Source organism: Nonomuraea sp. NPDC051191 (assembly GCF_044455665.1).
In the GTDB taxonomy this organism is placed as follows: Bacteria; Actinomycetota; Actinomycetes; order Streptosporangiales; family Streptosporangiaceae; genus Nonomuraea.
Genome location: NZ_JBITEZ010000030.1, coordinates 47921 through 72806 on the forward strand (window position 1 = coordinate 47921; position 24886 = coordinate 72806).

The following is a 24886-nucleotide window of genomic DNA, read 5'->3' on the forward strand; positions in this document are numbered from 1 at the left end:
CCAGAGGGTATGGCGCTTACAGCGGCGCAAGGCCCGCCGGGGGCACGAACCCCCGGCGGGCGGCCCTCCACGCAGGGAGCGCGCTATGAGAAAGCTGCCATTGGCGATCTGGGCGATGGTCGTCGGAGCGTTCGCGATGGGCGCCGACGAGTTCATCGTCGCCGGTGTCGTCCGTGAGATCGCCCAGTCGTTGAACGTCACGATCGGGGCCGTCGGCGCGCTGGAGAGCGTCTACGCGCTCGGGGTCGCGATCGGCGCGCCGGTGTTCACGGCTCTGGGCACCAGGTTCGGCCGGCGGTCGATGCTCCTGACCACCACGGGCGTGTTCCTCCTGGGCAACCTGGTCTCCGCCCTCGGCCCCGCCTACGCCACCATCATGGCCGGACGGATCATCTCCGCCATGGCCCACGGCGCCTTCCTGGGCATCGCCGCCGTGTACGCCGCCGAACTGGTCGACCCGTCGCGGAAGGGACGCGCGGTGGCCATCGTCTTCTCCGGGCTGACGGCCTCCACGGTGCTCGGCGCGCCGATCGGGGCGGCGATCGGACAGGCGCTCGGCTGGCGGTTCACGTTCTGGACTTTGGTGGTCTTCGGCGGCATCGCGCTGCTCGGCCTGATCGGCTCGCTGGGCCGCCGCGGCGCGGCGGACGTCCAGCACGAACACCACCACGACCCCCGGCCCGGCGCCGAGTTCGAAGGGCTCGACGCGCACGCGCTGGCTCACCTGGGCGGCGCCGGCCAGGGGCCGACCATGCGCGAGCAACTCGCGGCCCTGCGCCGTCCGGCCGTGTGGGGCGCGCTGGTCACCACGATGCTCGGCTACGGAGGCGTCTTCACCAGCTACGTCTACCTCGCGCCGCAGATCACCGAGGTGACCGGGTTCGAGGCCGGCTGGGTCACGCCGCTGCTCCTGCTGTTCGGGATCGGGCTCTTCCTCGGCAACCACCTCGGGGGCAAGCTCGCGGACAGGGCGCTCATGCCCACCGTGATCGCGACCCTCGGCGCGCTGGCCGTCGCGTTGTTCGCGATGACCTTCGCCGTCGAGAGCAGGCCGGCGACGGTCGTGATGATGCTGGTCTTCGGGACCGCGGCCTTCGCCGTGGTCGCCCCGCTGCAACTGCGGGTCATGACGGCCGCGGGCCAGGCACCGGACGTGGCGTCCGCCGCCAACATCTCCGCCTTCACCCTGGGCAGCGCCATCGGCATCTACCTGGGCGGGGCGGCCATCGACGGCGGGCTCGGCCTGAGCTCGGTCAACTGGGTCGGCGGCCTCCTCACCACGGCCGGACTGCTGACCGCCCTGGCCACCTGGAGGAGGGCGGACCAGCGGCCCGCCGTGCCGGCGGACCACCATCACCACGCGCCGCCCGCCGCCCACCACCACTGACGCGACGATCCGAAGACCTCCCCGCACGGGGAGGTCTTCCTGCTTTCGGGACGGACCTCGCGGCCAGGCGCTTCACGGGCGCACGGCGAGCTCGGCCGGGCTCGGCCCGGGACGTCCGTCCGTGGCGCGCAGTGCGTACAGGTCGCCGTTGGAACTGCCGACATAGACGAGGCCGCCGGCCACGACCGGCCGGGTCTGGAAGCGTCCGCCGCTCTGGAAGCGCCAGCGAGGAACGCCGGTGGCCGCGTCCAGCGCGTGCAGTACGCCGTTCTCGTCCCGGGCGAAGACGATGTCGGCGTGGACCGACACCTGGGCGGTGAACGGCCCGCTCCACCGTTCCTCCCCGGTTCCGGGGTCGAGGGCGTGCAGGCTCCCGCCGGCGACGTAGACGTTCCCTCGTGACGCGGTGACGTTCCAGAGGCCGCTGTCGCCCTCGCCGGTGAGCCTCCATCGTTCCCGGCCGGAGGCGATGTCCAGCGCGTACGTGCGTCCGGCGAGGTCGCCGAGGTAGACGGTGTCGCCGATCACGACGGGGTCGTACCGGACGGCGGCGCCGAGGCGGGCCTGCCACCGCGTCCTCCCGGTGACGGGGTCGAGCGCGGACGCCTTCGCGCCGGTGATCATGAAGACGGCCTTCCCGGTCGCGGCCAGGTAACCGCCCGGGGTGATGCCGCCGATGCCCACGCGGGAACGCCGGCGAAGCGCGCCCGACCGTGCGTCGAGCGAGTACAGCACGCCTTTCCGGCTGGTCACGTGGACGGCGCCGGCGGCCACGGCCACGCGGCCCAGGTCGCCGGGGACGCGGAAGCGCCACCGCTGCCTGCCGGTGGCGGCCTCCAGCGCGACGACGTGGGTCAGGCCGACGCCCGCGTACACGCCGCCGTCCTGGATGGCGAGGTCCTTGATGCCCATGTACCGGGTGTCGAAGCGGCGGCTCCACCTCGTCCGGCCGGTGGCGGGGTCGACGGCGGCCACCCCGTCGCCGCTCGCGGCGTAGAGGGCGCCGTCCACGAGCAGGGGCGTGGCCGGCTGCGATCTCCACCGGACCCGGCCCGTGGCGGCGTCGAGGGCGTACAGGCCGTCGTCGGCTCCGGCGTAGACGACCCCGCCGTCCACCACCGGGTCGGTGTTGACGCTTCCGTCGGCGAGGTGGGTCCACCCGCCCGTCCGCGCCGGCGGCGGGATGCGCCGCCCCGGCAGGTAGCGGGCCGTCAGGTTGTCGCGCACCCGGGCCGCGGCCAGGCGCTGCGCCAGCCGGGACGGCGACGCCAGATGCACGATGACCGGTCCCACGTTGACGAGCGTCCCGGCGAAGGTCCCCCCGGGGCCGTGGGCGGTGTAGGAGAAGATGCCCTCGCCCTGGACCGTGGGGTCGTGGTCGAAGCTCTCGTGACGCCTGGTCTGCTCGGCGGCGGCGGTGAAGAGGGCGGGGGCGTCCGGGGACACCCAGCTCACGGCGAGCGAGACGACCGCGCCGTCGCCCTCGGGCGGCACCCAGTCGCAGGTCACGGGCCTGGGTAAGGTGAGACGGCCCAGGGACTTCCTCCCCGGGACGCGGCGGACGTCCCGGCCGAGGTCGCGCGCGGTGAGCAGGGAGCAGGCGTCCGGCCACTCCCCCGGCGGGACGCCGCCGAGCGCCACGGGACCGGTGGGATGCCCGTAGACGGGACGCAGGGCGGTGACCTGGGCGTCGCCGTGGATGAAGGCCATTCGGGCGGTCGTCCCCAGGTAGCCGGTGGTGTGGGTGAGCGGCCTGTCGAGGGGAAGCGCGACGGGAGTGCCGGTGTCCCGCGAGAGGAGGTAGGCGGGCAGCGGCCAGGCGTTGTTCCAGTCGAACCCGGCGCGGTCCTCGGCGTCGGGATGCCGGCCGACCGCCGGGGACGGGCGCTCGGCGACCGCCTCGTCCAGGCGGGATCGGGGCAGCGGGGTGCCGTCCCGTGTGAAGGGGAAGTCCTCGCCGTCCACCGCCGCGATGACGAAGCCCTCCGACGCGTCCTTGAACCAGAGCCGGACGCCGACGCCCGGCGCGACACGCCACGTGGTCACCGGGCGCGTCCAGCTCCGCCGCAGCGTGCGCGGATCGTAGGAGTCGAGCCGCACGCGGCCTCGCCCGCACCGGCTCAGCAGCAGCAGGGCCGTGGGGGTGGAGCCGGGCTCCCCCTGGCAGCCGACGGCCTCCACGGCCCGTGCCCGGACGCCGCCGGTCCGCACGTCGAGCGAGAGCAGCCCGGAGTCCCGGTGGAAGACGACGACGCCGTGCCCGGACACCAGGATCCGGGGCAGGTTGCGCATGTGCGGCCCCGACGGGGGCAGTTCGTACCGCCACAGCGGGCGGCCGGAGGCCAGGTCGTAGGCGTACAGGGTCCGGTCCGACGATGCCTTCGGGCTTCCGGCCACGACGAGGGTGGCGTCCACGGCCCAGGCGTCGCTCAGGACGGAGACCGGAGCGCGGATGGTGAGCCGGATCGCGCCGGTGCGAGGGTCGCGCACGGTCACGGTCCCCTCCGGCGTCGCGATGATCACGTTCTCGCCGGACAGGAAGGAGAACGAGCTCTTCTCGTCGGCGGGGGCCGACCACACCGTCTTCCATCCCACGAGCTCCATCGGGGGCCGCCCGTCGTCGGCCACCGCGAGCGCGGCGGCCGACGTGAGCGCCACCAGGACCCGGAGGAAACGGGCGATCAGCACGCCCGGCGTTCCTCGCAGGGCTGCCAGCCCCCGTGCGACGCCTGCCGGTAGTAGGCCCGGTAGCGGGTGGCCTCGCCGGTCAGCCGGAACGGCCCGCCGTCCGGCCCCTTGATCACGATCTCCTCCGTACGGCCGTCGGCGAGGACCGTGGCCCGGAGGTCGAACTCGTAGTACGCCTTCTTGCCGGTGAAGCTCAGGCTGAGCGTGACCGGCTCGTCCCGTTTCAGGTCGATCTGCTTCTTCCGGAAGTACGAGGTGCCCGCGCCGGTCGTGAAGCGGGGCACGGGACGGTCGAGGTCGGCGGCCAGCTCCACGGTGCCCGCCTCGCCGGCCTTGGTGGCGATCAGGCGGGCGCCCTTCGACACCGGCATGCGGGCGAGGACGCGCGGCTCGATGTTCACGATGCGCAGGCTGCTGCGGTTGCCGGTCAGCGCGACGGTGACGTTCATGCTGCCGATCAGGGCCATCCGATGGCGTGCGAGCATCGCCTCACGCTGCTCGTCGGCGTAGGTGGCCACCATGACCGCCCGGTCCTCGGGGGTGGTCACCGTGTCACGCAGCACGATGTCGCGCTCGTCGTAGTCGACGGCCACGTGGCCGACGGTGACCGAGGCGGCGCCGCGTACCCGCTGGACGGTGTCGGAGCCGTGGCTGTTGTACCAGTCGGTGAAGACGACGCCGAACGCGGCCAGGACCACGGCGCCGGCGATGCCCGCCACCCAGGCCAGAGGCCCCTTGGGCTGAGCGGGAGCGGACGCCTCGGCTTCCTCCTGCCGTCCGGCCGCGGCGCCGCGGCCGGCGGACGTGCTCTTGTTGCGGCGCGTTCTGCCCATCGGGACGCGTTCCTCCAAGACCGGTCGTCAGGACCAGCGTAGGCACCGGCACGGGCACGACGGAGCGACTTCCGACTATTACCCGCGCGGCCCACAGGCCGAGCCCTCGCGCCGACCGGCCCTGACGCGGGCGGCGTACGGCATGCGCGCTCGCCCGCCCGAGGGCCTGCTCCGCGGCGTCGTCCACGTCGGGAAGCGCGCCCACCTTCGCGTCCGCCTTGTAGCGCTGTATCTCGGCGCGCTGGTGCCGGCGGATGAAGTTGGTCGCGAAGCCGTACAACCAGGGCAGGGCCTCCGGACGGGGGCGGCCACGCCGAGCCGCCCTCGCCCACGGCCTCAGAGCGTCCGGGTCACCCCGGCAGGCGGCCCGCGAAGACCGGCGGAACCCTGTCCCGCCAGGGCATCGCCCGTTCCAGGTGCGCGGCGACCTGGAAGAGCAGGTCCTCGCGCCCGTACGCGGCGGCGAGCTGCACGCCGATGGGCAGGCCGCCCGCGCTCTGCCCCAGCGGCAGGCTGATCGCCGGCTGCCCGGTGGTGTTGAACAACTGCGTGAACGGCCCGAACCCGGACAACGTCTCCAGCCATCCCCGCAACGTCTGACCGGGATCGTCGTACCGCAGCGTGCCGTGCGGCAGCGGGAGGCGGCCCAGGGTGGGCGTGACGAGCAGGTCGTATCCAGTGAAGAAGGCCGCCGCCGACCGGGTGATCCGGTTCTGGGCGTCGAAGGCGGCCAGCATGTCCAGCGCGGTGGCCCGTCTGGCCGCCTCCAGGAACACGCGCGAGCCGGCTTCCATCCTGGCCTCGTCGGGCTGCCGTGGCGCGAGCAGGCAGGCGGAGGCGACCCCGGCGGCCTCGATCAGCCACGCCCTCATGGCGTCCTCCCGGTCGACCGCCGGGCTCGCCTCCTCGACGACGTGCCCGGCCCGCTCCAGCGCGTGGGCCGTCGCGGTCGCCGCCGCGGCGACCTCCGGGTCCACGTCCGTGCCCATCCAGGACGTGGTGGTCAGGGCGATCCGCAACCGGCCCGGGTCCGTCACGAGCTCCCGCGCGTACGGGCCGCGTGGAGGGGGCGCGGTGTATTTGTCGCCGATCCCCGGCCCGTGGACCGCGTCCAGCAGGCCGGCGGCGTCGCGGACCGTGCGCGTGAGCACGAACTCGTCGGCCATGCCCAGGACCAGCTCACCGGCCTCCGGGCCGCACGGGCCGCGTCCACGGCTCAGTTTGAGCCCGACCAGCCCGCAGCAGGCGGCCGGGATCCGGGTGGAGCCGGCGCCGTCGCTGGCGTGCGCGACCGGCACGGCCCCGGCCGCCACCAGCGCCGCCGCGCCGCCGCTCGACCCGCCCGCGGTGCGGCCGAGGTCCCAGGGGTTGCGTACGGGCCCGTAGCGCACGGGCTCGGTGGTGAAGCTGACGCACAGCTCGGGCACCGTGGTCAGGCCCAGCGTGACCAGGCCGGCGGCGCGGAACCGCGTCATCAGGTCGGTGTCGCGCCTGGCCAGGACGCCGGGATAGGCCCGGCTTCCCAGCGTGAACGGCACTCCTTCGGCCACCGGCCCGTGATCCTTGATGAGGAACGGCACCCCCGTGAAGGGCCCGTCGGCGGCGTGGTCGAGCGCCGGCGTGAACACCGGCAGCGCCAGCCCGTTGACGTGCTCGTCAACCTGCGCCAGCGCCTGGCGGGCGGCCGTCTCGACCTCGGCCGCGCCGGCCTCGCCCGTCCTGATCAGGTCGCGGAGGGCGGTGGCGTCGTACCTGGCGTACTCATGGATGTCCATGGAAAGTCCTTCTCCGGGCGCGCTCGGGCGCCCGCACGTCGATCGTCTGAGGGAAGAGTCAGGGGGTTGCCGACAAGGGGGTGACGGCTCCTGGGCCGCCCCCTGCCGGTGATCGACGTGTTCCTAGGCTCGGTACATCACCGGCCATGCTCGCAGTCGCCGGCCCGGAGGTCCACCGGGTTTCCGCCGGACCAGACGCGGGCCTGCGTAGACGCCCTTCTCCGCCAGCGCCGCGTTGAGCGTCAGGGCGTAGTTGCGCAGCGCCGCCGACGACAACGCCAGAGCGCCGAGTGCGGGCATCGGCAGGACGGCGCTCAGCCCGCCGGCGAACAGCAGGCCGCCCCCTCACCTCTCGACCATCCCGGGCAGCACCCGGCCGACCGCGTCGATCGCCGGGTACAACATGTCCATCGCCCCCCGGGCGTCCGTGGCGGTGGTCTCGGTGATCGACCGGAGCGGCGCGTCCACGTCGGTGGACGCCGCCCCGTAATAGAGCACATCGATCCCGCCGAACCGCTCGTTGACGGCGTCCAGGGCGGCGAGCAACCTGTCGCGGTCGCGCACGTCGGCGGCGAAGGACGCGGCCTCGATCCCCGCCTGCGCCAGGGCGGCCAGGTATCGGGCAGCCGTACCGAAACCGCTGCGGTCCGATGCCGCACGCAACCGCGACAAGCTGCTGGTCGCGGCCACGCAGGTGCTCGCCGAGGGCAGCCTCGACGCCCCCCCTGGAGCACATCGCCCGCCGCGCCGGCGTCAGCATCGGCACCCTCTACAACCACTTCCCCACCCGCGAGGCGCTGCTCGGCGCCGTCCTGCCCCAGCGGCTGGCCGCCCTCGACGAGATCATCACGGTGGCGCTGGCCGACCCCGACCCCTGGGCGGGATTCACCGGGTTCCTCGAAGGGCTGTTCACCCTGCACGCCGAGGACCACAGTCTCAACGACGCCCTGGCCGAGAGCTTCTCGCCCGCCACGGACATGAGCCAGGTGTGCCACCGGGGCTTCGGCGACGTCGAGCGCATCATCGAGCGGGCGAAGGTCTCCGGGCGGCTGCGCGCCGATTTCGGGCCGCAGGATCTGGTCACCCTCATCTGGGCGATGTCCCAGGTCATCCGGAAGTCCATGGGAACCGACCCGGGAGCGTGGCGCCGTCCGCTGTCGTTCTTCCTCGACGGCCTGCGGGCCGAAGCCGCGCATCCCCTTCCCGGCGAGCACCATCGTTCCTGAGCCCCGCGCGTTCCCACGGCCGGGCCGGCGTCAGGACGGCGATCGCTCGCCGCGGCGGGCCGCGGCGGCCACGTTGACCGGCATCCGGCCGAAGATCAGGCCGTGGAAGGGTGAGATCGCCCACCAGTACAGATGGCCGAGCAGGCCGTGCGGATGGAAGACGGCACGTTGGGTGTAGATCGTCCGGTCGCCGGAGCGGGTGACGCCGAGCTCCAGCCAGGCCAGTCCGGGCAGCCGCATCTCGGCGCGCAGCCGCAGCAGCCGTCCGGGAAGCACCTCCTCCACCCGCCAGAAGTCGATCGAGTCGCCCACCCGCAGCCGGGCCGGGTCGCGCCGGCCGCGCCGCAGCCCCACCCCGCCCACCAGCCGGTCGGCCAGGCCCCGCAACTGCCAGGCCACCGGCAGCGAGTACCAGCCGTTGTGGCCGCCGATGCCCTCGATCACCCGCCACAACGCCTCCGGGCTCGCCTGCACGGGCAGGCTGCGATCGTCCACGAACAGGCTGCCGCCCGCCCAGTCGGGATCGGTGGGCAGCGGATCGCTCGGCGCGCCCGGCGTGGACGCCGAGGACCAGCGCGTGGCGACGTCGGCCTCCTTGATCTTCTTCAGCGCCAGCGACACCGCCTGACGGAAGCCGATCAGCCCGCCCTCGGGGTCGGGCACGTGGTGGACGATGTCGTGCTCACCGCACACGGCCTCGTTGCGCAGCGACTCCACCAGCGGACGGGCGATGCTCACGGGGACCGGCGTGACCAGCCCCACCCACAGGCTCGACAGCCGGGGGGTGAGCAGCGGCACCGGAATGATCAACCTCGACGGCAGCCCGGCGACCGCGGCATAGCCGTGCATCATGTCGGCATATGTGAGGACGTCCGGCCCGCCGATGTCGAACCCCCGATTGACCGTCCCCGGCGCATCCGCCCACGCGACCAGATAGCGCAGCACGTCCCGCACCGCGATCGGCTGCGTACGGCTGCGCACCCAGCGCGGCGTCGTCATCACCGGCAGCCGCTCGGTCAGGTAGCGAAGCATCTCGAACGAGGCCGACCCCGACCCGATGATCACCGCGGCCCGCAGCACCACCGCCGGCACCGCGCCCCGCAGGAAGATCTCCCCCACCTCGGCCCGGGACGACAGGTGCGGCGAAAGCCGCTCGTCCGCCGTCAACCCGCCCAGATAGACGATCCGCCGCACGCCCGCCTCGGCCGCCGCCGTCGCGAACGTGCTCGCCGCCAGCCGGTCCCGCTCGGCGAACCGGCCACTCGTCCCCATCGCGTGGATCAGGTAGTACGCGACCTCCACCCCGTCCAGCGCCAGGCGCGTACGCCCGGCGTCCGTGGCGTCGGCCTCGACCGCCTCGACCTGTTCCGCCCAGGGCAGGTCGCGCAGGCGTCCGGCCGAGCGCACCATGCAGCGCACGTCATGACCGGCGGCCAGCAGCTCAGGCGCCAGCCGTCCGCCGATGTAACCCGTCGCCCCGGTGACCAGGCACAATGCCATGCCCACGCACCTTCCCCATCCCCCACGCCTCATGCTCGGGACGGCGGGGGCGATCCGTGCCCGGCGCGGCTGCTTGCCTCGTCCCGGAGGCGTCGGTCACGCTCCGCAGGCGTGCGGGCGCGGCCCGCGGGCATCTCTCGTCGCGAAGGAGCCATCGGTGGACACGGTGATCGTCCTGTTCAACAGGGACCTGCGGGTGCACGACCATCCGGCCCTGACGGCCGCCTGCGAGGGCGCCCGCGCCGTGCTCCCCCTGTTCGTGCTGGACGACGCCGTCCCCGCCGGGCGCCGCCGCGGCTTCCTGCTGGAGTGCCTGGCCGACCTGCGGGCGTCCTTGCGGGCACGCGGTGGAGACCTGATCGTCCGGCATGGCGACGTCGTGACCGAGACCATGAAGCTCGTCCAGGAAACCGGAGCCGAGGCGGTCTTCGCCAGTGCCGACGTCAGCCTGCTGGCCGGGCGCAGGCAGGACCGGTTGGCCCGCGAACGGATCTCGTACCAGCTCTTCCCCGGGGTCACGGTGGTGCCGCCCGGCGCGCTCACCCCGTCCGGGGGCGGGGATCATTACCGGGTCTTCACGCCGTACTGGCGCGCCTGGAGCCGGCACCGGAACCGTCCCCTGCTCGCGGCGCCTCGCCAGGTGCCGACGCCCCACGACCTCGGCGCCGGGCGGCTGCCGGTCCAGGCCCGGCCGGAACCCGTGCCCGGCGGCGAGAGCGCCGCCCGCGACCGTGCCCGGCGGTGGATCCGTCGTGACCTGGGGGGATACGCCGACGGCCACGACGACCTGGCCGGTGACCGTACGTCCCGGCTGAGCCCGTACCTGAGGTTCGGCTGCCTGTCCCCGCTGGAACTGGCCCACCTGGCCGCAGGCGGCGAGGCGTTCCTCCGCCAGCTGTGCTGGCGCGACTTCTACCACCAGGTCACGTACGCCTTCCCGCGGATCAACCGGGACGACTACCGCCCCCGCGGCCACCGCTGGCGCGACGACGAGGACGCGCTGCAGTCCTGGCGGGAGGGCATGACCGGGCTCCCCATCGTGGACGCCGGCATGCGCCAGCTCCTCGCCGAGGGCTGGATGCACAACCGGGCCCGCCTCATCGTGGCCTCCTACCTGGTCAAGATCCTCGGGATCGACTGGCGGGCCGGCGCCCGGCACTTCTTCGAGCTCCTCCTCGACGGCGACGTGGCCAACAACTCGGGCAACTGGCAGTGGATCGCCGGCACCGGCAACGACACGCGCCCCAACCGCGGCTTCAACCCGCTGCGCCAGGCCCAGCGATTCGACCCGGCGGGCGACTACGTACGCCGTTACGTCCCCGAGCTGGCCGGCGTGCCCGCCGCCCACGTCCATCAGCCGTGGCGGCTGGACGCTCCCCCGAGCGGCTACCCCCGTCCGATGCTCTGACCGTTCGCTGGCCTTTCCGCCCGAAATGGCCCCTGACACCTGCCCCCCGCACATCACGAGGTTGATCCTGCTCGCGGGCGGGGCCGCCGGGCTCGACCGGAGCAGGCTGACGCGCGTCCCCGGGCTGGCCGTGGCGGGTGAGGACGGCATCCGCCTGCCGTCCGCCTCGCTCGTACGGATCTGGCAGGAATGGGAGACGGCGTTGCGCGAGCGCGGCGGCGGCACGCTGCCGTGGAAGTTGTGGCAGCCCGGTTCGCTGGGGGTGTGGGACTACCTCTTCTCCACTGCCGACACCCTCGTCGACGCCTTCCGCGAGGGCGACCGGCACGCCGCCGCGATCACCGATCCGGCGGAGTCGTTCACCGTCACCGTCGACGGGGTCGGGCGGCTGACGGTCGACTTTCGCGGCGTCTTCGCCGGTCACCCGGTGTTTCCGATCATTTCCGAGTTCGCCACCGGGCTGATCCTGAACTCGGCGCGCTCCGCCGCCGGACGACCGTTGACCCCGGTGCGCGTGACGCTGCCCGGCGCGGCGCCGCGCCGCCACGACTACCTGATGGAGGCGTACGGCACGGCGCACCTGGAGTTCGGCGCCGAGCTCCCTTCGGTCACCTTCTCCGCGACCGACGCGCGCGCTCCCCTGCCGCGGGCGGACCCGGCCCTCGCCACGATCCTGCGCGACCACGCGCGCACCACGCTGGCCGGCGCCCGGCCGGTGCTGGGCTGGCTGGACCGGTTCCGCGTGGAGGTCGAGCTGAGCCTGCCCGACGGAGACCTCCCCGCCGTCGCCCACCGGCTGCGCATGGCGCCGCGCACCTTGCAGCGCCGTCTGCGTGAGGAGGGCACGAGCTGGCGCGAGGAGATCGAGCGGGTACGGCGCCAATGGGTGGAGCACCTGCTGCAGAACACCCGCATGACGGTGGAGTCGATCGCCGCGCGCACCGGCTACGCCGACCAGCGGGCGCTGCGCCGGGCGATCCATCGCTGGTACGGCCACGGCCCCGCAGCACTTAGGCGGGATATGTCCCCTTCCTGACGCCTTCGGTCCTCCTGCTGGACCTGGCGTGATCCGTACGGTCACCGGCATGAAGGTTCGCACCGAGCAGAAGGCCGGACGCCGGCAGTGGTTCGGGCTGGCCGTCCTGTTGCCGCCGACCATGCTGCTCACCGCGGACCTGGGCGTTCTGTGGCCGGCCACCCCCTTCGTGACCGCCGATCTGCGGCCGTCGAGCGCCGAGTTCCTCTGGATCATCGACATCTGCGGCTTCATGACCGCCGGTTACCTGCTGGCCCTGGCGGCGACCGGCCCACAATTCCCACCAGAACGAGGAAGAACCATGGAGAACGCACTGTACGCCTACGACCCGATCGTCGACCGGCCGCCCATCCGCTGGCCCGGGGACGCCAGGGTGGCCTTCTACGTCGGCCTGAACGTCGAGCACTTCCTGTTCGGCCGGCCGTCGACGAGCCTGAACGAGGCCACCTCGGCCCTGGTACCCGACCCGCTGAACCACGGCTGGCGCGACTACGGCCCCCGGGTGGGTTTCTGGCGGGTGACGGAATGCCTGGACCGCCACGGCGTCCGGGCCAGCGTCCTGCTCAACTCGTCCGTGTGTGACCACTACCCGCAGATCATCCAGGCCGGTACGGCCCGCGACTGGGCGTGGGTGGCACACGGGCGGACCAACTCGGTCCTGCCGTCCGGCATGTCCGAGGACGAGGAACGCGCCGAACTGGCCGCGATGGTCGCCACGATCGAAAAGGCGACCGGCCGCCGGCCGCGCGGCTGGATGGGCCCGGCGCTCAACGAGACCCTCCGGACCCCCGCCCTGCTGGCCGAGCTCGGCCTGAGCTACGTGCTCGACCGGACCTGCGACGACCAGCCGTTCCGGTTGAACGTGCCCGGGATGCTGAGCGTGCCGTACTCGGTGGAGGTCAACGACCTCGGCCTGTTCACTGCGCACGGGATGACAGGGCCGGACTTCCTGCAACTGGTGAAGGACCAGTTCGACCAGCTTTATGCGGACTCGGCCACGAGCGGGCGGGTCATGGCGCTGGCCCTGCACCCGTTCGTGATCGGCCAGGCCTTCCGCGCCAAGTATCTCGACCAGGCGCTGGCCTACATCGCCGGGCACCCCGGCGTGTGGCTGACCACCAGTGACGAGATCGCCGCCCACTATGCGAGCGGGGCGTCATGAGCGCAGGCAGGCGGCGGCGGGGGCGCGGCGGTGCTGGGACGGGTGGTCGGGCGCTCCTCCATGCCCATTGGGGGGTGTACCTCACTGTGCCGCGCTCCCCGGTCCAGCAGGATCGTCGGTATGAGGGCGACGGGAACGGCGGGCGGCCTGGTTCTGGCCGCGCTGGTACTGACCGGATGCGGGCTGCAGGGCATCACGAAGGCGGCCAACCAGGAGCAGGTCACCTACAAGGTGACGGAGAAGGTGGCCGGGCTCTCCCTGGTCGGCGGGGCGGGCGAGGTCAGGGTCAGCGAGACGTCCGGCGCCGCGGTCCGGGTCGTGGAGACCCACCGCTGGTCGGCCGGACGTCCGGTCGCCGAGCACAAGGTGGAAGGTGACACGCTCACCATGAGCTACAACTGTTCGGCGGCCACGGACAACTGCTCGGTCGACTACGTGATCGAGGTGCCGGAGGGGCTGCGGGTGGAGGTCGAGACCGGCTCGGGGGGTGTCGACCTGCGCGGGCTCGGCGGTCCGCTGAAGGTGAAGGTCGGCTCGGGCGACGTCTCGGCGACCGGGCTCACCGGCAGGGAGTTCACGGGGCAGACGGGCTCGGGGGACATCGCACTGACGTTCGCGAGCGCGCCGGACAAGGTCGGCGTGACGTCCGGCTCGGGGCACGCCAAGCTCACGCTTCCGGCGGAGCCGTACGACGTCGAGACCAGCACGAAATCCGGGGAGACGAACGTCACGGTGACCGACGATCCGAGCGCGTCCCGGAAGATCGTGGCCACGTCCGGGTCGGGCGACATCGAGGTCCTGCGCGGCTGACCCGGCCGGCGGGCGCTACCTCGGGTCGCGCGTCACGTCCGCCGTCCCGAGTGCGGTGTGCCGAGCCGAGCGGCGGCGGTAGTCGCCGGGGGTGGTCCCGTACTGCTGGCGGAAGGCCAGGTGGAAGCCGACCGTCGAGTGGTAGCCGACGCGCTCGCCGATGCGGCTGTGGGCGAGGGTGGTCTCGCTCAGCAGGCGTGCGGCCTCCTGCATGCGGCGGGCGGTCAGGTGCCGGATCGGCGCCTCGCCGACCAGTTCGCGGAAGGTCGCCGCGAACGCCGAGCGCGACATCCCGGCCTGGGCCGCCAGCGACTCCACCGTCCAGGGCTCGGCGAACCTCGTCTGCACGGCGTGCAGCGCCGCCCCGATCGCCGGGTGGCGCAACGCCCGCAGGACCGGCGAGCCCTCGGCCAGCTCGCCCACGGCGGCCCGCAACGCCAGGACGAAGACCAGCTCGAAGGCGCGCAGGGCGACCAGCGTCGCGCCGGGTTCGGCCAGGTCCCACTCGCCGGCCAGCCGTCCGAGGGTGCCGCCGAGCAGCCCGTGACCTTCCAGCGCGGCCCGGTCGAGCACCAGGACGGGTGGCAGCGCCCGGTAGATCGGCGAGATGGCGGCCCGGTCGTAGTGGAGCCCGCCGCACAGCAGGACGGTCCGCTCGCCGGGCCCGCCCAGCTCGACGGTGCTCACGCCGCCCTGCGGCCGCTCGGGCAGCACAGCCGCGAGCGGCACGGCGGGACGCCCCGGCCGGTCGCCCAGCCGGTGGGCGCTGCCGTGCGGGAAGACGGCCAGGTCCCCGGCGCGCAGCAGGACGGGCTCGGCGCCGGGCAGCTCGACGGCACAGGCACCCTCGTGCACGTAGTGCAGCAGCGCGCAGTCCTCGCTCTCGCCCGCGACGCCCCAGGGCGAACCAGCCTGCCAGCGGCTGTGGAAGACGCCCTCCAGCCGCAGCGGGGCCAGCAGAGCGCTCAGCAGGTCACCATCCACCGGACAATCCTTAAATAACCCGATATTTCGCTTTATCGAGCGTATCGCCGATTGGGTGAAGGCTGTCCGGCATGACCTTTCTTGTGATCGGCGCGGCAGGCGCCCAGGGCGGCGCGGTCGCGCGGCGGCTCGTCGCCGAGGGACACACGGTGCGCGGCCTGACCAGGAGCGGCCGAGTTCCGCACGGGGTGGAGCCGGTCGCCGGCGACCTCGGCGACGCCGAGGCGGTGAAGGCGGCCTTCGCCGGGGTGACGCACGCCTCGGTGACGCTCCCCATGGTCTACGAGCCGGACAGGGTGGCCGCCCACGTCCACCATGTGCGCGACGCCGCGCTGGCGGCCGGGGTGCGGCGGCTGGTGTTCAACACCGCCAACCGGTTGCCCGAGGCCACCACGCAGGTGGCGGCCTTCGAGACACGCCGGTGGGCGGTGCGGGCGCTGCGGTCGGCCGGGCTGCCGGTCGTGGTGTTGTGCCCGCCGGTCTACCTGGACAACCTGGCCGCGCCGTGGGTGGCGGGTCCGCTGGCGGCCGAGGGCGTGCTGCGCTACCCGCTGCCCGCCGACCTGCCGGTGCCCTGGCTTTCGCACGACGACCTGGCGGCCGCCACGCACGCCGCGCTCGTGCGTGACGATCTGGAGGGAGCCGTGCTCAGGCTCGGCGGGCCCGACGTGGTGACCGGCGACGAGCTGGCGGCCGCCTTCGGCGCCCGTTACGCCGCGCAGGATCCGGACGAGTTCGAGGCGGGCCTGACGATGGCGCTGGGCGCGCCGACGGCCGCCGTGGTGGCGGCCACCTACCGCTGGGCCGCCGCCGACCGCGACCTGTTCGCGGCCGACCCCGAGGTGGCCGACCTGCTGGGCCTCCGGCTGACGCCGCTGCGCACCTGGATCGCCGCCCAGCCCTGGGCGACCCGGTGAACGGCGTCGAGGCGGAGATCGTCCGCCACCACGAGGTCATCGAACGCTGGCTCACCGGTGCCGCCGCGCGGGGGGAGTTCGCCCGCTTCGCCGACGCCCACGCCCCCGGCTTCACGCTCATCACCCCCGACGGCCGGACGCTCCCCCGCGACCAGGTCCTCGCCGAGGTCGAGGCACTCCACGGCAGGGCACCCGGGCTGACCATCGAGATCCGCCACGTACGGATCGTCGCCTCCGACGGCGCCCTCGCGGTGGCCACCTACCAGGAGGTCCAGCCGGATCGGACCCGGCAGTCCACGGCGGTCCTCCAGGCCGCCACGTGGTTGCACCTGCACGAGACCTGGCTCCCGTGACGGCGTCGGTGACGGCACGCCCCTCCACGAAGGCCCTGCCGCCTCCTTCACCATCCCCAGAGACAAGATCGTCGGAGCGTGTTCGAGAAGATCAGCTTGAGGGGGTGGAGCCGTGACACTCGCATCAGCCCACCGAGCCGGTTGGCAGGCTGCGGACATGTTCGGGAGGCGCGGTGGTCGCAGCGTTGACCATCAGGAGACAGGGGCCTCCCTGACCGCGGCGGACAGCCAGACGATCAGCCCGGTGAGGGTCACGAGGGCGATGACGATCAGTGCAGGAAAGTACCAACCCGGAAAAAGCGGCCCGAGATCGGCATCGCCGGAAGGATAGAGCACGATCGCGTAAGTGCTCAGTACGGCCAGGGCGAGACTCATCAGGTAGACCACGCCGGTGGCCGTGCACAGCATGAGGCCGCCGGCGGTGGATCGGCGATCCAGCCGGCCGCCCAGTTCCGCGAGCACGGCCGCCTCGGCGGCGAGGACGAGGGCGATCGCGCCCACCCATCCCCTCGCCGATCCGATCGCCCCGCCCAGCCGGCCCGGCAGCAGGTCGTTCCAGCCCTCGTGCCCGGGGTCGAGCCCCGCCCGGGCGGCCGACTGGAGGGCGACCAGGGTCACTCCGGCGTACAGCAACGGCGCGGCCAGAGTGCACAGCAGAGCGGGCGAGCGTTTCAGGTGCCGCAGGTCCATGATCGATTAGACGGCCGGCTCACACCGAGCGTTCCACGACGCACGACCGCCAGGCACCTGAGACGGTTACCATCTCTGTCAGCCGCAGATGTGACGGGCCTGACGTCGGGCGGGTCCGGCACGGGTAAGACGACGGCAACCCCGTACAAGAACGCGGCCACGCGCGACACTCACGCCGCCACCGCCACAACGGCGACCGGAGCGTGCGGCGGTCTGAGGCGCCGTCGCCGCCCTGGCCCTTCTCTTGCTGGTCCTCGTTCTCGCGGCCTGTGATTGCGCCTCACGGTCCAGGCTGTCACAGACGCTGAGGCTGTCGGGCGCCCTGCCTTCGCCTTGTCAAGCGCCAGGGTGATAGATCAGGTGCAGGACGCCGGTGGGGAAGGTGGCCGAGTGGACCAGTCGCAGCGGGGTCGGACCGCTGCCGGCGAAGAGCCGCTCTCCATGACCGAGGACGACCGGGTGGATGAGGAGATGTAGTTCGTCGAGCAGGTTGTCGCGTAGCAGCGATCGCACCAGGGTCAGGCTGCCACTGATGGTGACGTGCCGGTCAGGCCCCTGCTTGAGGGCGGCGAGTTCGCCGGAGACCGGGCCGGGGATGACGGTGGTGTTCTGCCAGGCCGGTGAGGTCAGCGTGGTCGAGGCCACCAGCTTGGGCATCGAGTTGATCCGGTCGGCGAACGGCACCTCGCCCCCTCTGGCAGGCCACGAGGCGGCGAACACCTCGTAGGTCCTGCGTCCGAGCAGGAGGATGTCGGCTTCGTCGAGCTGGCCGGAGACGGCCGCGGCCATCTCCCCGTCGTAGTAGGGAAAGTGCCACTGCTCGGGGGCTTCCACGACACCGTCCAGCGACACGAACAGCTGCGAGACGATGGTGCTCACGCTGTGGCCTCGGTGAAGAACGCGGCGAGCGCGGGGGCGATGGCCTCGGGGGCCACGTTGTGAGGCTGCCCGGTGAGCGTGGCCCGCCGGACGTCCGGCAGCAGATCGGCCACGGCCTGCGCCGTGCTGCTGATCCACGGGATCGTCTCGCCGTCGATCACCAGGGTGGGGGCCGTGACGCCGGTCAGCCGATCGGCGGGCAGGGAGAAGTCGCCGGTGATGGTGGCGTCGTAGACGAGCGTGTGGGCCACGGCCTCCATCGCCGGCCAGCCCGGGAAGTCGCGCATCGGGGCCACGAACTCGGCCGGGATGCCGACCGCGGCGGTGAGGAACAGCTCGCACATGTCGCCCCGGCGGCCCTCGGCCAGCAGTGCCACGAGCTGCTCGCGGTAGTCGGCCGGCACCGGCGTACGGGTGCCGGGCAGGATGTAGGGAACCTCCCACACCGCCAGCCTGTCGACGGCGAGCCCGCGGGCGGCGGCCTCCAGGGCGATGATGCCACCGCCGGAGGTGCCGTACAGGTGCGCCGACCCGCCCGCCGCGGTGATGAGCGCCTCGATGTCCTCGTACTCGCGGTCGACCGCGTAGGGGGCGGTGTCACCGCTGTCGCCACGGCCGCGCCGGTCGTAGTTGTAGACGGTCAGGTCCTTGGCCAGCAGCTCGGCCAGGGGCGCGGTCGCGGATCGGTCGTTGGGGCCGGCGCCGATCAGGATCACCGCCGGGCCCTGCCCGATCCGGTCGTAGGCGATCGCGGTGCCGTCCTGCGAAATGACCTTGTCCATGTCGATTCCCTCGTGTTCGTGTTCGTCGCTTGCGTGATCAGAATGCTTCACGTGGCAGCTGTCCGACATCCGTGGACTCCACTGATTCGCCACTGAGAGATCCATGACGTCCACACGTACGTGATGATGTCCGAATGATCGCAAAGGTGTCCCAGCGCGAGGCCGAGGTGCTGGCGGCGGTGGCGGCGCGGCTGTCGAACGCGCAGATCGCGAACAGGTTGCGCATCTCCGTCCGCACGGTCGAGAGCCACGTCGCCTCGCTGCTGCGCAAGTACGGCGTGGCCGACCGGCAGGAGCTGGCTCAGCAGGCGGTGCAGGCCGGCGTGGACCGCGACATCCCGGACACGCCGCAACCCGGGATTCCCACCCCGATGACCTCGTTCGTCGGGCGCGCACGAGAACACGAGGCGGTCCTGGCGGCGTTCGGCGCCTCCCGGCTGGTCACCCTGCTGGGTCCTGGCGGCGCGGGCAAGAGCCGCCTCGCGGTGGAGATCTGCTCCACGTACCCGGCCGGCGGGGCGTTCGTGGATCTGGTTCCCGTACGGGACGGGTTCGTCGCGCAGGCGGCGGCCAAGGTGCTCGGGGTCAGTGAGCGCGCCCAGCAGCCGTTGGAGGACGCCGTCATCGAACGGCTTCGCCGTGATCGGGCGCTGCTCGTCCTCGACAACTGCGAGCACATGCTGGACACCGCTGCCGGCTTCGCCGCGCGAATGCTGGCAGCCTGTCCGGGCACCCGGATCCTCGTGACGAGCCGCGAGCGCCTCGGCGTGCCCGGCGAACGTACCGTGCCGATCGGCCCGTTGCCCCTGGCCTCCGACGCGGAGGCGCTCTTCCTCGACCGGGCCACCGCGGCCGATCCCGAGTTCGACGCCGACCCGGCCCTGCTGACGCAGATCTGCGCCCGGCTCGACGGCATTCCCCTGGCCATCGAACTCGCCGCGGCCCGCAGCGCCTCTCTGGGGCTTGCCGGGCTGCTCGTCGCGCTCGACGACACGCTGAGGCTGCTCACCGGAGGACGGGCCGCCGACCGGCGGCATCGGTCCCTGCGCGCGGTGCTCGAATGGAGTCACGACCTGCTCGACCAGGAGGAACAGGCGCTGTTCCGGCGATTATCGTTGTTCTGCGGCGGCTTCGACCTGGCCGCCGCGACGGCGCTCACCGCCGGCCGCCGACCCGGCGCCGTAAGCCATGTGCTGGGGCGACTCGTCGACAAGAGCCTCGTCGTACGCGCCCCGGGGACAGCGAGCCGATGGCGGCTCCTGCAGACCGTCAGAGCCTTCGCCGAGGACCTGTTACGAGACTCCGGCGAGTACGACGCGGCTCGGGAACTCCATCTGCTGTGGGCCGCCGGTACCGCGACGGCGATGCAGGAGCGGCTGATCGCCGCCAGACAGCACGCCGCCAGACAGCACGGCGCCGGGACGGCGGCGCCGATCGGAGACAGCCAGAAGGACGGCGCCGAGGTCTGGCGGCGGGAGTTCGACGAGGTCGCGGACGATCTGCGTGCGGCGCTGGCCGCCGCCCCGCCCGGACCGGGCGGGGCGGCGCACCGGCTGGCCCGCTCGCTGGGTCACCTCACCTTCGCCCGCCGGTTCCTGGCCGAGGCCCAAGGCCACTACCGACAGGCAGCCGAACGAGCGCCCGGCCCCGCCGAAGCGGCCAAGGACCTGCGGAACGCGGCCGACTGCTCCCTGGACAACATCTCCGGGCAGAACGTGTTCGACCTGCTGCTCGCCTCAGCGGCACAGGCCCATGCCGCGGGCGACAAGAACGGCCGCGCGGTCGCCCTGGCCCGTGCGGTGGAGACGGGCGCAAGGTTTCTCGCCTCCTTCCCCGAGGGCATTCCCGGCGAACGGCTACGCCGTGATCTCACGGAAGCCGCCGAGGCCGGAGACCCCGGCGACCCGGTCGTGGCGGCGGCCCTCGCCACGGCGGCAGCCTGGACCGAGCGGCCGGGCGCCTTCGACCCGGACCCGACCCTGGCCGCCCGCGCGCTCGACATCGCACGGACGACGCGCGACGCCGTGCTCATCAGCGCGGGGCTCGACGCGGTGACGACCGCCGCCGTGCGGGCCGGCCGGCATCGCGAGGCCCGGGGGTACACCGAGGAACGGCTGGCACTGCTGTCGGAGATGGACCGCGACGACCCGCGTTCGGCCATCGAGATCGTGGACACCCTGCACGTGGCCTGCACCGACGCGATCGTCGCGGGAGATCTGCCCGCGGCGATCAGCGCCGGTCGGCTCATGATGGCCGACGACCTCGTCGGAGACCACCCCTACATTTCGGCCAGCAGGCTGATCCCCGCGCTCGTCCTCACCGGAGACCTCGGCGCGGCCCTGCGCTACGGCGAACGGATGTGGGAGGGCTGGGAACGAGCCGGCCGCCCCCCGGCCGGATGGCTGCTGCCTTCCGTGTCGGCCATCGCGCTCGCCCACGGACTCCTCGACGACCGGGCGCGTTTCCGGCTCTGGCGTCACAGAGCCGGCGTGGTGGTCGACCACGCGCAGGCCGGGCATGCCCGGCTGACTTCCTTCGGCGCGTTCGTCGATGCCCGGGCCGCGCTGCACTACGGCGACCTGAGCGACGCCACCGCCCTGGTGGAGCGGGCTTTCGACTCGTTCTCGATGGGACGTTACGTGGCGTACGCGCAGGCGGCGGGAGCCGAGCTGGCCGTCGTCGCCGGGCTGCCCGACGCGCCGGACCGGCTCGCGGCCGCGCTCCTCACCGCCGGTGAGAACCACTGGGCCTCTGCATGCCTTGCTCGCGCCGGCGGCAGGCTCCACGCGGATCCGGGCGCGCTGGCGGCCTCCGTCGCCCAGTGGGAGGGTATCGACGCTCGGCTGGAACGAGCCCATACCCTCCTGCTGATCCCACATCGCGTCGAAGAGGGCCGCGCCGCCCTCGACGCACTGATGAGGAGTGCGGGCAGGAGAAACCGGTAAGTCGTCCGCTCCCACCCACGTGGGCGCTCGTACTCTGGATCTAGGCGGGGACCCAGGAGCGCGTCGGCACCGTCGCGGTCAGCTCGAACCACTCGCCGTCCCGGGCCAGGTCCAGCCGCCCGTCCAGCTCGGCCAGGCGCGTGGTCAGGTTGCCCATCCCGGCCGAGCCGCGGCGGATCGGCTTGGCCTGCGCGCCGTCGTTCCGTACGGCCAGGCGTATTTCGCCGTCGCGTTCCTTGGTGCTGATCGCGCAGTGGCGGGCGGAGCTGTGCCGCAGCACGTTGGTGACCGCCTCGCGCAGCACGGCACCGAGCGTGGTCTCCACCTCGGTGCCGAGCATGCCGTGACCGAGCTCCAGCGTGACCTCGATGCCCGCGGCCGCCAGCACCGAACGTGCCGATTCCGCCTCGCCCGCCAGCGACAGCCTCCCCCGCTCGCCGGAGACGGTCCGCAGGTCGCCCATGGCCTGCTCGGTCATGGCCAGCACGTCGTCCAGTTCGGCGCGGGCGCGTTCGGGTTCCAGCCGCCTGGCCAGCTCGCTCTTGAGCAGGATCGCCGCCAGCGTGTGCCCGAGCAGGTCGTGCAGGTCACGCGCGGCCCGCAGCCGCTCCTCCACCACCACCGACCTGGCCAGCCCGTCCTTGGCCGCGTTCAGCTCCCGGTCCAGCCGCGCCAGCGTGAACAGCCCGTAGATGACCAGCCCCGTCACGAGCGTGCTGACCGTGTAGTTCACCACCAGCGGGTACGGCAGGCCGATCACCAGCCCGGTGCCCCCCACCACCGCCATGACGGCGGCCACCAGCGGCACCGCCGCTCGCAGCCGCAGGGCCAGCAGCAGCGGCCCGGTCAGGAACCCGGTCGTCACCAGCCAGGCCTGCTCGAACACCGGGATCGGGGCGAGCGTCAGCACCCCCATGACGATCAGCGCGATCGGATGCCTGCCCTCGATCGAGCGCAGGTGGATGACGATGATGACGACCAGCAGAGGAAGGGGCCACCATGAGCCGGCCAGCAGCAACGCCTTGGCCGAGAACCCGACCAGCACCGCCGCGAGCACCGCCGTCGACAGCTTGCTGGACAGGGCGGGCGGGTCCGGCAGCGTGGTGCCGGGCAGCGCCACCTCCACGAAGACCTGGGCGTTGTCGTCGACGCCAGTGGTGAGCGTGCCACCGGCCGCCGCGACCTGGGCGGGGAGATCGGCCAGGAATTCGTCCGTGGCACTGGGAGTGCCGTCGTGGGCGATGCTCAGCCGGACGGTGCCGTCTTCTGTGGCGGACTCGATCACGCAGCGGGAGGCGGCGCGGCGCCGGACGATCTCGGTCACAGCCTCGCGCAGGACGGTGGCCAGCAGCGCGCCGGCCGGGCCGAGCGGTTCCGCGTGCCGCATCCGCACCTCGGTGGCGATGCCCGCGGCGATCAGCATGCCCTTGGCGGTGGTGAGTTCGGGGGCCAGCGACATCGCGCGGTAGCCGACGGCGGCCGCTCTGGCCTCGCTCAGCGAGTGCCGGGCCGATTCCACGTCAGGCGTGCCATTCCGGGCGCTGGCCGCGATCGTGTCGAGCGCGGCGCCCAGGCTGTGGTTGAGTTCCGCCGCGATGCGGAGCTGTTCCTCGGCCGCCGCGGTCATCGCCAGCGACAGGCGAGCGGCGGTCACTTCCTGGATCCGGTCCAGCATCGTGGCCAGGCCGTAGACGATCAGGGCGATCAGGACCATGCTGATCACCGGGTCGGCCGGTCCCAGCAGCAGCGCGCTGCCCGTCACCACGAGGGCGAGCGGCCAGGACCTGGTCAGCAGCAGGGAACCGGCGACGAAGCCGAGGATGCCGACCGAAGTGTCGAACACGAACACGGAACCGTAGGCGGCGGCGGCCTGCAGCGCGATCAACCACCAGGACCGGCGCCGGGTGAAGAGCACCTGTAAGCCGAGTACCGCCAGGGCCAGGGGTGACCCGGCTATCGCGTAGACGCCTGCTAACCCGGCCAGCACCAGAAGGACGGTCCACTTTGCCCACGTTTGCACCCACGTAGCCTACGAGCACCGTTGCCGCCGCCATCACCGCGAGGAGCACACCGGCGGCCAGGAAACTGGACCACTTCCACGATTGACGAGCATCGGGCACGTATCTGGGACGCGCCGGGCACTCTCCGGAGGGGCGGCCGCACACATCCCATGGAGGCGCCCATGCCCAGGATCGGGTTCGAATGGCAGTTCCAGCGTACTGAGCTGAGGTTTCTGAAGAATTCCAGGGACGGCTGGCAGGCCGAGGAAGCCCTGCCGTCCAAGGGACGGGTCTGCTACTGGCAGGACCCCGGGGTGGCCATCGAGTCCGACGGCGGCGACGTCGAGATCATCACCGACTCGGTGACGACGTGGGCGGCCCTGCGCCGTCAGCTCGTCTTCATCGGCGAGCTGCTGAGCCTGCTGACGAGCCGTTCACCCGACCCCGCCGCGCTTCCTGCCGCGTTCCTCCAGGCCGACGAGGAGGAGGCCGACACGGCGACCGGCCCCAGGCGATCGAGCAGGAGCCGGACGAGCAACAAGACGCAGGCCGTGCGGGTGGCCCAGGGGCACCTGAGGACCCACGACGACGTCCAGCAGACCGACGGCCTGCGCTTCGTGCCGGGCACCAACGTGGGCAACATCGTCACCGTCGCGCTGGCGGCGCCCATCAAGAGGTGCGAATTCGACTCCGCCGGCAACCCGGTGGTGACGACCGCCTGTGCCGCGGGCGACGTCCTGGCCTTGACCGCCGGTGGGAACCTCGTCCACGGAACGGTCCAGGCCACCATCGACGTGCCGCTGGTGCAGCTGCCCGACCGGCTGAGGGTGCTCGACTTCGATCCGAGCGAGCGGGTGCACGCATGGCTGGCGGGACGCCATCAGACGGACAACCTCATCGGGTTCGTCACGCTGATCCAGTACATGCTGTGGGTCTTCGCCCATCAGAAGCTCACCTCCGACGACGGGCCGAAGGCGGGCTTCGCGCTGCTGCCGCGTACGAACCTGCGCTCGGTCTACATGAACGCGCTGACCGAAGTGGAACGGTCCGCTTTCGACGCCATGGTCAACGCCCTGCCCGAGGACGAGCAGAATTCCCGGGTGTGCCCTCGGCCGTACGGTCTCGGCGGGCGGCACACGTGCGACAACCAGCTCACCCTCTTCTGGTGGCTGCGGTCGATCCAGGTCGGCGACCCCGGTCAGGGCGACGAGACGCTGGCCGTCCACATGAGCGGCGACGGCCCGCGCGGCGTCGCCTACGACGCGATGTCCCCGCCTCGCGGCTACCCCGCGCACGAGCCCTTCCCCGGGCGGCCGGCGGAATGGTTCACGTACTCCATGGGGCAGAAGACGACGCCGTACCGGGCCTCGCACGTGGTCGTGGAGTACCGGCAGACCGACCTCTTCGGCCTGAAGAACGGCATGGGAACGTACGAGCAGTTCGTCACCGCGGCGATGGACGCGGCCCGCAGCGCGGGTCTGGACGTGCCGGACTGACAACCTCCGCGCCCC

21 protein-coding genes are annotated in these 24886 nt (G+C 72.6%); 10 read left to right on the forward strand and 11 right to left on the reverse strand.

Annotation, left to right across the window (positions count from 1 at the left end; genetic code table 11):
- Positions 1–85: 85 nt before the first annotated feature.
- Positions 86–1387, forward strand: a complete 1302-nt coding sequence (locus ACIA8R_RS50035; RefSeq protein ID WP_397045053.1) for an MFS transporter — start codon at positions 86–88, stop codon at positions 1385–1387.
- 72 nt (positions 1388–1459) lie between these two features.
- Here ACIA8R_RS50035 and ACIA8R_RS50040 read toward each other — a convergent pair whose 3' ends face one another.
- The 5 genes from ACIA8R_RS50040 to ACIA8R_RS50060 all read right to left on the reverse strand — a co-directional run bounded on the left by ACIA8R_RS50040 (position 1460) and on the right by ACIA8R_RS50060 (position 7346).
- Positions 1460–4075, reverse strand: a complete 2616-nt coding sequence (locus tag ACIA8R_RS50040) for a PQQ-binding-like beta-propeller repeat protein (RefSeq protein WP_397045055.1) — start codon at positions 4073–4075, stop codon at positions 1460–1462.
- Entirely contained in the window at positions 4069–4908 is an 840-nt protein-coding gene (locus ACIA8R_RS50045) for a hypothetical protein (RefSeq protein WP_397045057.1), read from the reverse strand. Before ACIA8R_RS50045 ends, ACIA8R_RS50040 begins: the two co-directional genes overlap by 7 nt.
- A gap of 350 nt (positions 4909–5258) precedes the next feature.
- The gene (locus tag ACIA8R_RS50050; RefSeq protein WP_364097090.1) at positions 5259–6683 is read right to left on the reverse strand and encodes an amidase family protein; all 1425 of its coding nucleotides are present in this window, start codon (positions 6681–6683) and stop codon (positions 5259–5261) included.
- Between the two features lie 123 nt (positions 6684–6806).
- On the reverse strand, positions 6807–6983 hold the full coding sequence (locus tag ACIA8R_RS50055) for a hypothetical protein (RefSeq protein WP_364097087.1): 177 nt from the start codon (positions 6981–6983) through the stop codon (positions 6807–6809).
- Positions 6984–7028: 45 nt separating this feature from the next.
- On the reverse strand, positions 7029–7346 hold the full coding sequence (locus ACIA8R_RS50060) for an SDR family NAD(P)-dependent oxidoreductase (RefSeq protein ID WP_397045060.1): 318 nt from the start codon (positions 7344–7346) through the stop codon (positions 7029–7031).
- On the opposite strand from ACIA8R_RS50060, the gene ACIA8R_RS50065 reads away from it, so the two are divergent.
- On the forward strand, positions 7334–7909 hold the full coding sequence (locus ACIA8R_RS50065) for a TetR/AcrR family transcriptional regulator (RefSeq protein ID WP_397045062.1): 576 nt from the start codon (positions 7334–7336) through the stop codon (positions 7907–7909). The genes ACIA8R_RS50060 and ACIA8R_RS50065 overlap by 13 nt on opposite strands.
- A gap of 30 nt (positions 7910–7939) precedes the next feature.
- Here ACIA8R_RS50065 and ACIA8R_RS50070 read toward each other — a convergent pair whose 3' ends face one another.
- A complete protein-coding gene (locus ACIA8R_RS50070) occupies positions 7940–9409 on the reverse strand; it encodes an SDR family oxidoreductase (RefSeq protein WP_397045063.1) in 1470 nt (489 codons plus the stop codon).
- Positions 9410–9566: 157 nt separating this feature from the next.
- Here ACIA8R_RS50070 and ACIA8R_RS50075 point away from each other — a divergent pair, with 157 nt between their 5' ends.
- The 4 genes from ACIA8R_RS50075 to ACIA8R_RS50090 all read left to right on the forward strand — a co-directional run bounded on the left by ACIA8R_RS50075 (position 9567) and on the right by ACIA8R_RS50090 (position 13825).
- On the forward strand, positions 9567–10817 hold the full coding sequence (locus ACIA8R_RS50075) for a cryptochrome/photolyase family protein (protein WP_397045065.1): 1251 nt from the start codon (positions 9567–9569) through the stop codon (positions 10815–10817).
- A gap of 61 nt (positions 10818–10878) precedes the next feature.
- The gene (locus tag ACIA8R_RS50080; RefSeq protein WP_397045067.1) at positions 10879–11853 is read left to right on the forward strand and encodes a helix-turn-helix domain-containing protein; all 975 of its coding nucleotides are present in this window, start codon (positions 10879–10881) and stop codon (positions 11851–11853) included.
- Between the two features lie 49 nt (positions 11854–11902).
- Positions 11903–13015, forward strand: coding sequence for a polysaccharide deacetylase family protein (locus ACIA8R_RS50085; RefSeq protein ID WP_397045069.1), 1113 nt, complete (start codon positions 11903–11905; stop codon positions 13013–13015).
- Positions 13016–13135: 120 nt separating this feature from the next.
- On the forward strand, positions 13136–13825 hold the full coding sequence (locus tag ACIA8R_RS50090) for a DUF4097 family beta strand repeat-containing protein (RefSeq protein WP_397045071.1): 690 nt from the start codon (positions 13136–13138) through the stop codon (positions 13823–13825).
- A 15-nt stretch (positions 13826–13840) separates the two neighbouring features.
- On the opposite strand, the gene ACIA8R_RS50095 is transcribed toward ACIA8R_RS50090, so the two are convergent.
- Positions 13841–14809, reverse strand: coding sequence for an AraC family transcriptional regulator (locus ACIA8R_RS50095; RefSeq protein WP_397045073.1), 969 nt, complete (start codon positions 14807–14809; stop codon positions 13841–13843).
- Between the two features lie 71 nt (positions 14810–14880).
- Between ACIA8R_RS50095 and ACIA8R_RS50100 the strand changes: the two genes are divergently transcribed.
- Positions 14881–15726 (forward strand): SDR family oxidoreductase, encoded by an 846-nt coding sequence (locus ACIA8R_RS50100; protein WP_397045075.1) that lies wholly within the window; start codon positions 14881–14883, stop codon positions 15724–15726.
- A complete protein-coding gene (locus tag ACIA8R_RS50105; protein ID WP_397045077.1) occupies positions 15723–16079 on the forward strand; it encodes a DUF4440 domain-containing protein in 357 nt (118 codons plus the stop codon). The genes ACIA8R_RS50100 and ACIA8R_RS50105 overlap by 4 nt, the downstream gene beginning before the upstream one ends.
- Before the next feature lie 192 nt (positions 16080–16271).
- Here the strand turns inward: ACIA8R_RS50105 and ACIA8R_RS50110 are convergent, their stop codons facing one another.
- From ACIA8R_RS50110 to ACIA8R_RS50120, 3 genes are all read right to left on the reverse strand, one after another.
- Complete coding sequence (locus ACIA8R_RS50110) at positions 16272–16769, reverse strand: hypothetical protein (protein ID WP_364097057.1); 498 nt, start codon at positions 16767–16769, stop codon at positions 16272–16274.
- 336 nt (positions 16770–17105) lie between these two features.
- On the reverse strand, positions 17106–17648 hold the full coding sequence (locus tag ACIA8R_RS50115) for a dihydrofolate reductase family protein (protein WP_397045079.1): 543 nt from the start codon (positions 17646–17648) through the stop codon (positions 17106–17108).
- Positions 17645–18430: an alpha/beta fold hydrolase gene (locus ACIA8R_RS50120; RefSeq protein WP_397045081.1), complete on the reverse strand. Its 786-nt coding sequence runs from the start codon at positions 18428–18430 to the stop codon at positions 17645–17647. Before ACIA8R_RS50120 ends, ACIA8R_RS50115 begins: the two co-directional genes overlap by 4 nt.
- Before the next feature lie 134 nt (positions 18431–18564).
- Here ACIA8R_RS50120 and ACIA8R_RS50125 point away from each other — a divergent pair, with 134 nt between their 5' ends.
- Entirely contained in the window at positions 18565–21375 is a 2811-nt protein-coding gene (locus ACIA8R_RS50125) for an ATP-binding protein (RefSeq protein WP_397045083.1), read from the forward strand.
- A 40-nt stretch (positions 21376–21415) separates the two neighbouring features.
- Here ACIA8R_RS50125 and ACIA8R_RS50130 read toward each other — a convergent pair whose 3' ends face one another.
- Complete coding sequence (locus ACIA8R_RS50130; protein ID WP_397045085.1) at positions 21416–23395, reverse strand: histidine kinase; 1980 nt, start codon at positions 23393–23395, stop codon at positions 21416–21418.
- A gap of 162 nt (positions 23396–23557) precedes the next feature.
- On the opposite strand from ACIA8R_RS50130, the gene ACIA8R_RS50135 reads away from it, so the two are divergent.
- Entirely contained in the window at positions 23558–24871 is a 1314-nt protein-coding gene (locus ACIA8R_RS50135) for a hypothetical protein (RefSeq protein WP_397045087.1), read from the forward strand.
- Positions 24872–24886 lie beyond the last annotated feature (15 nt).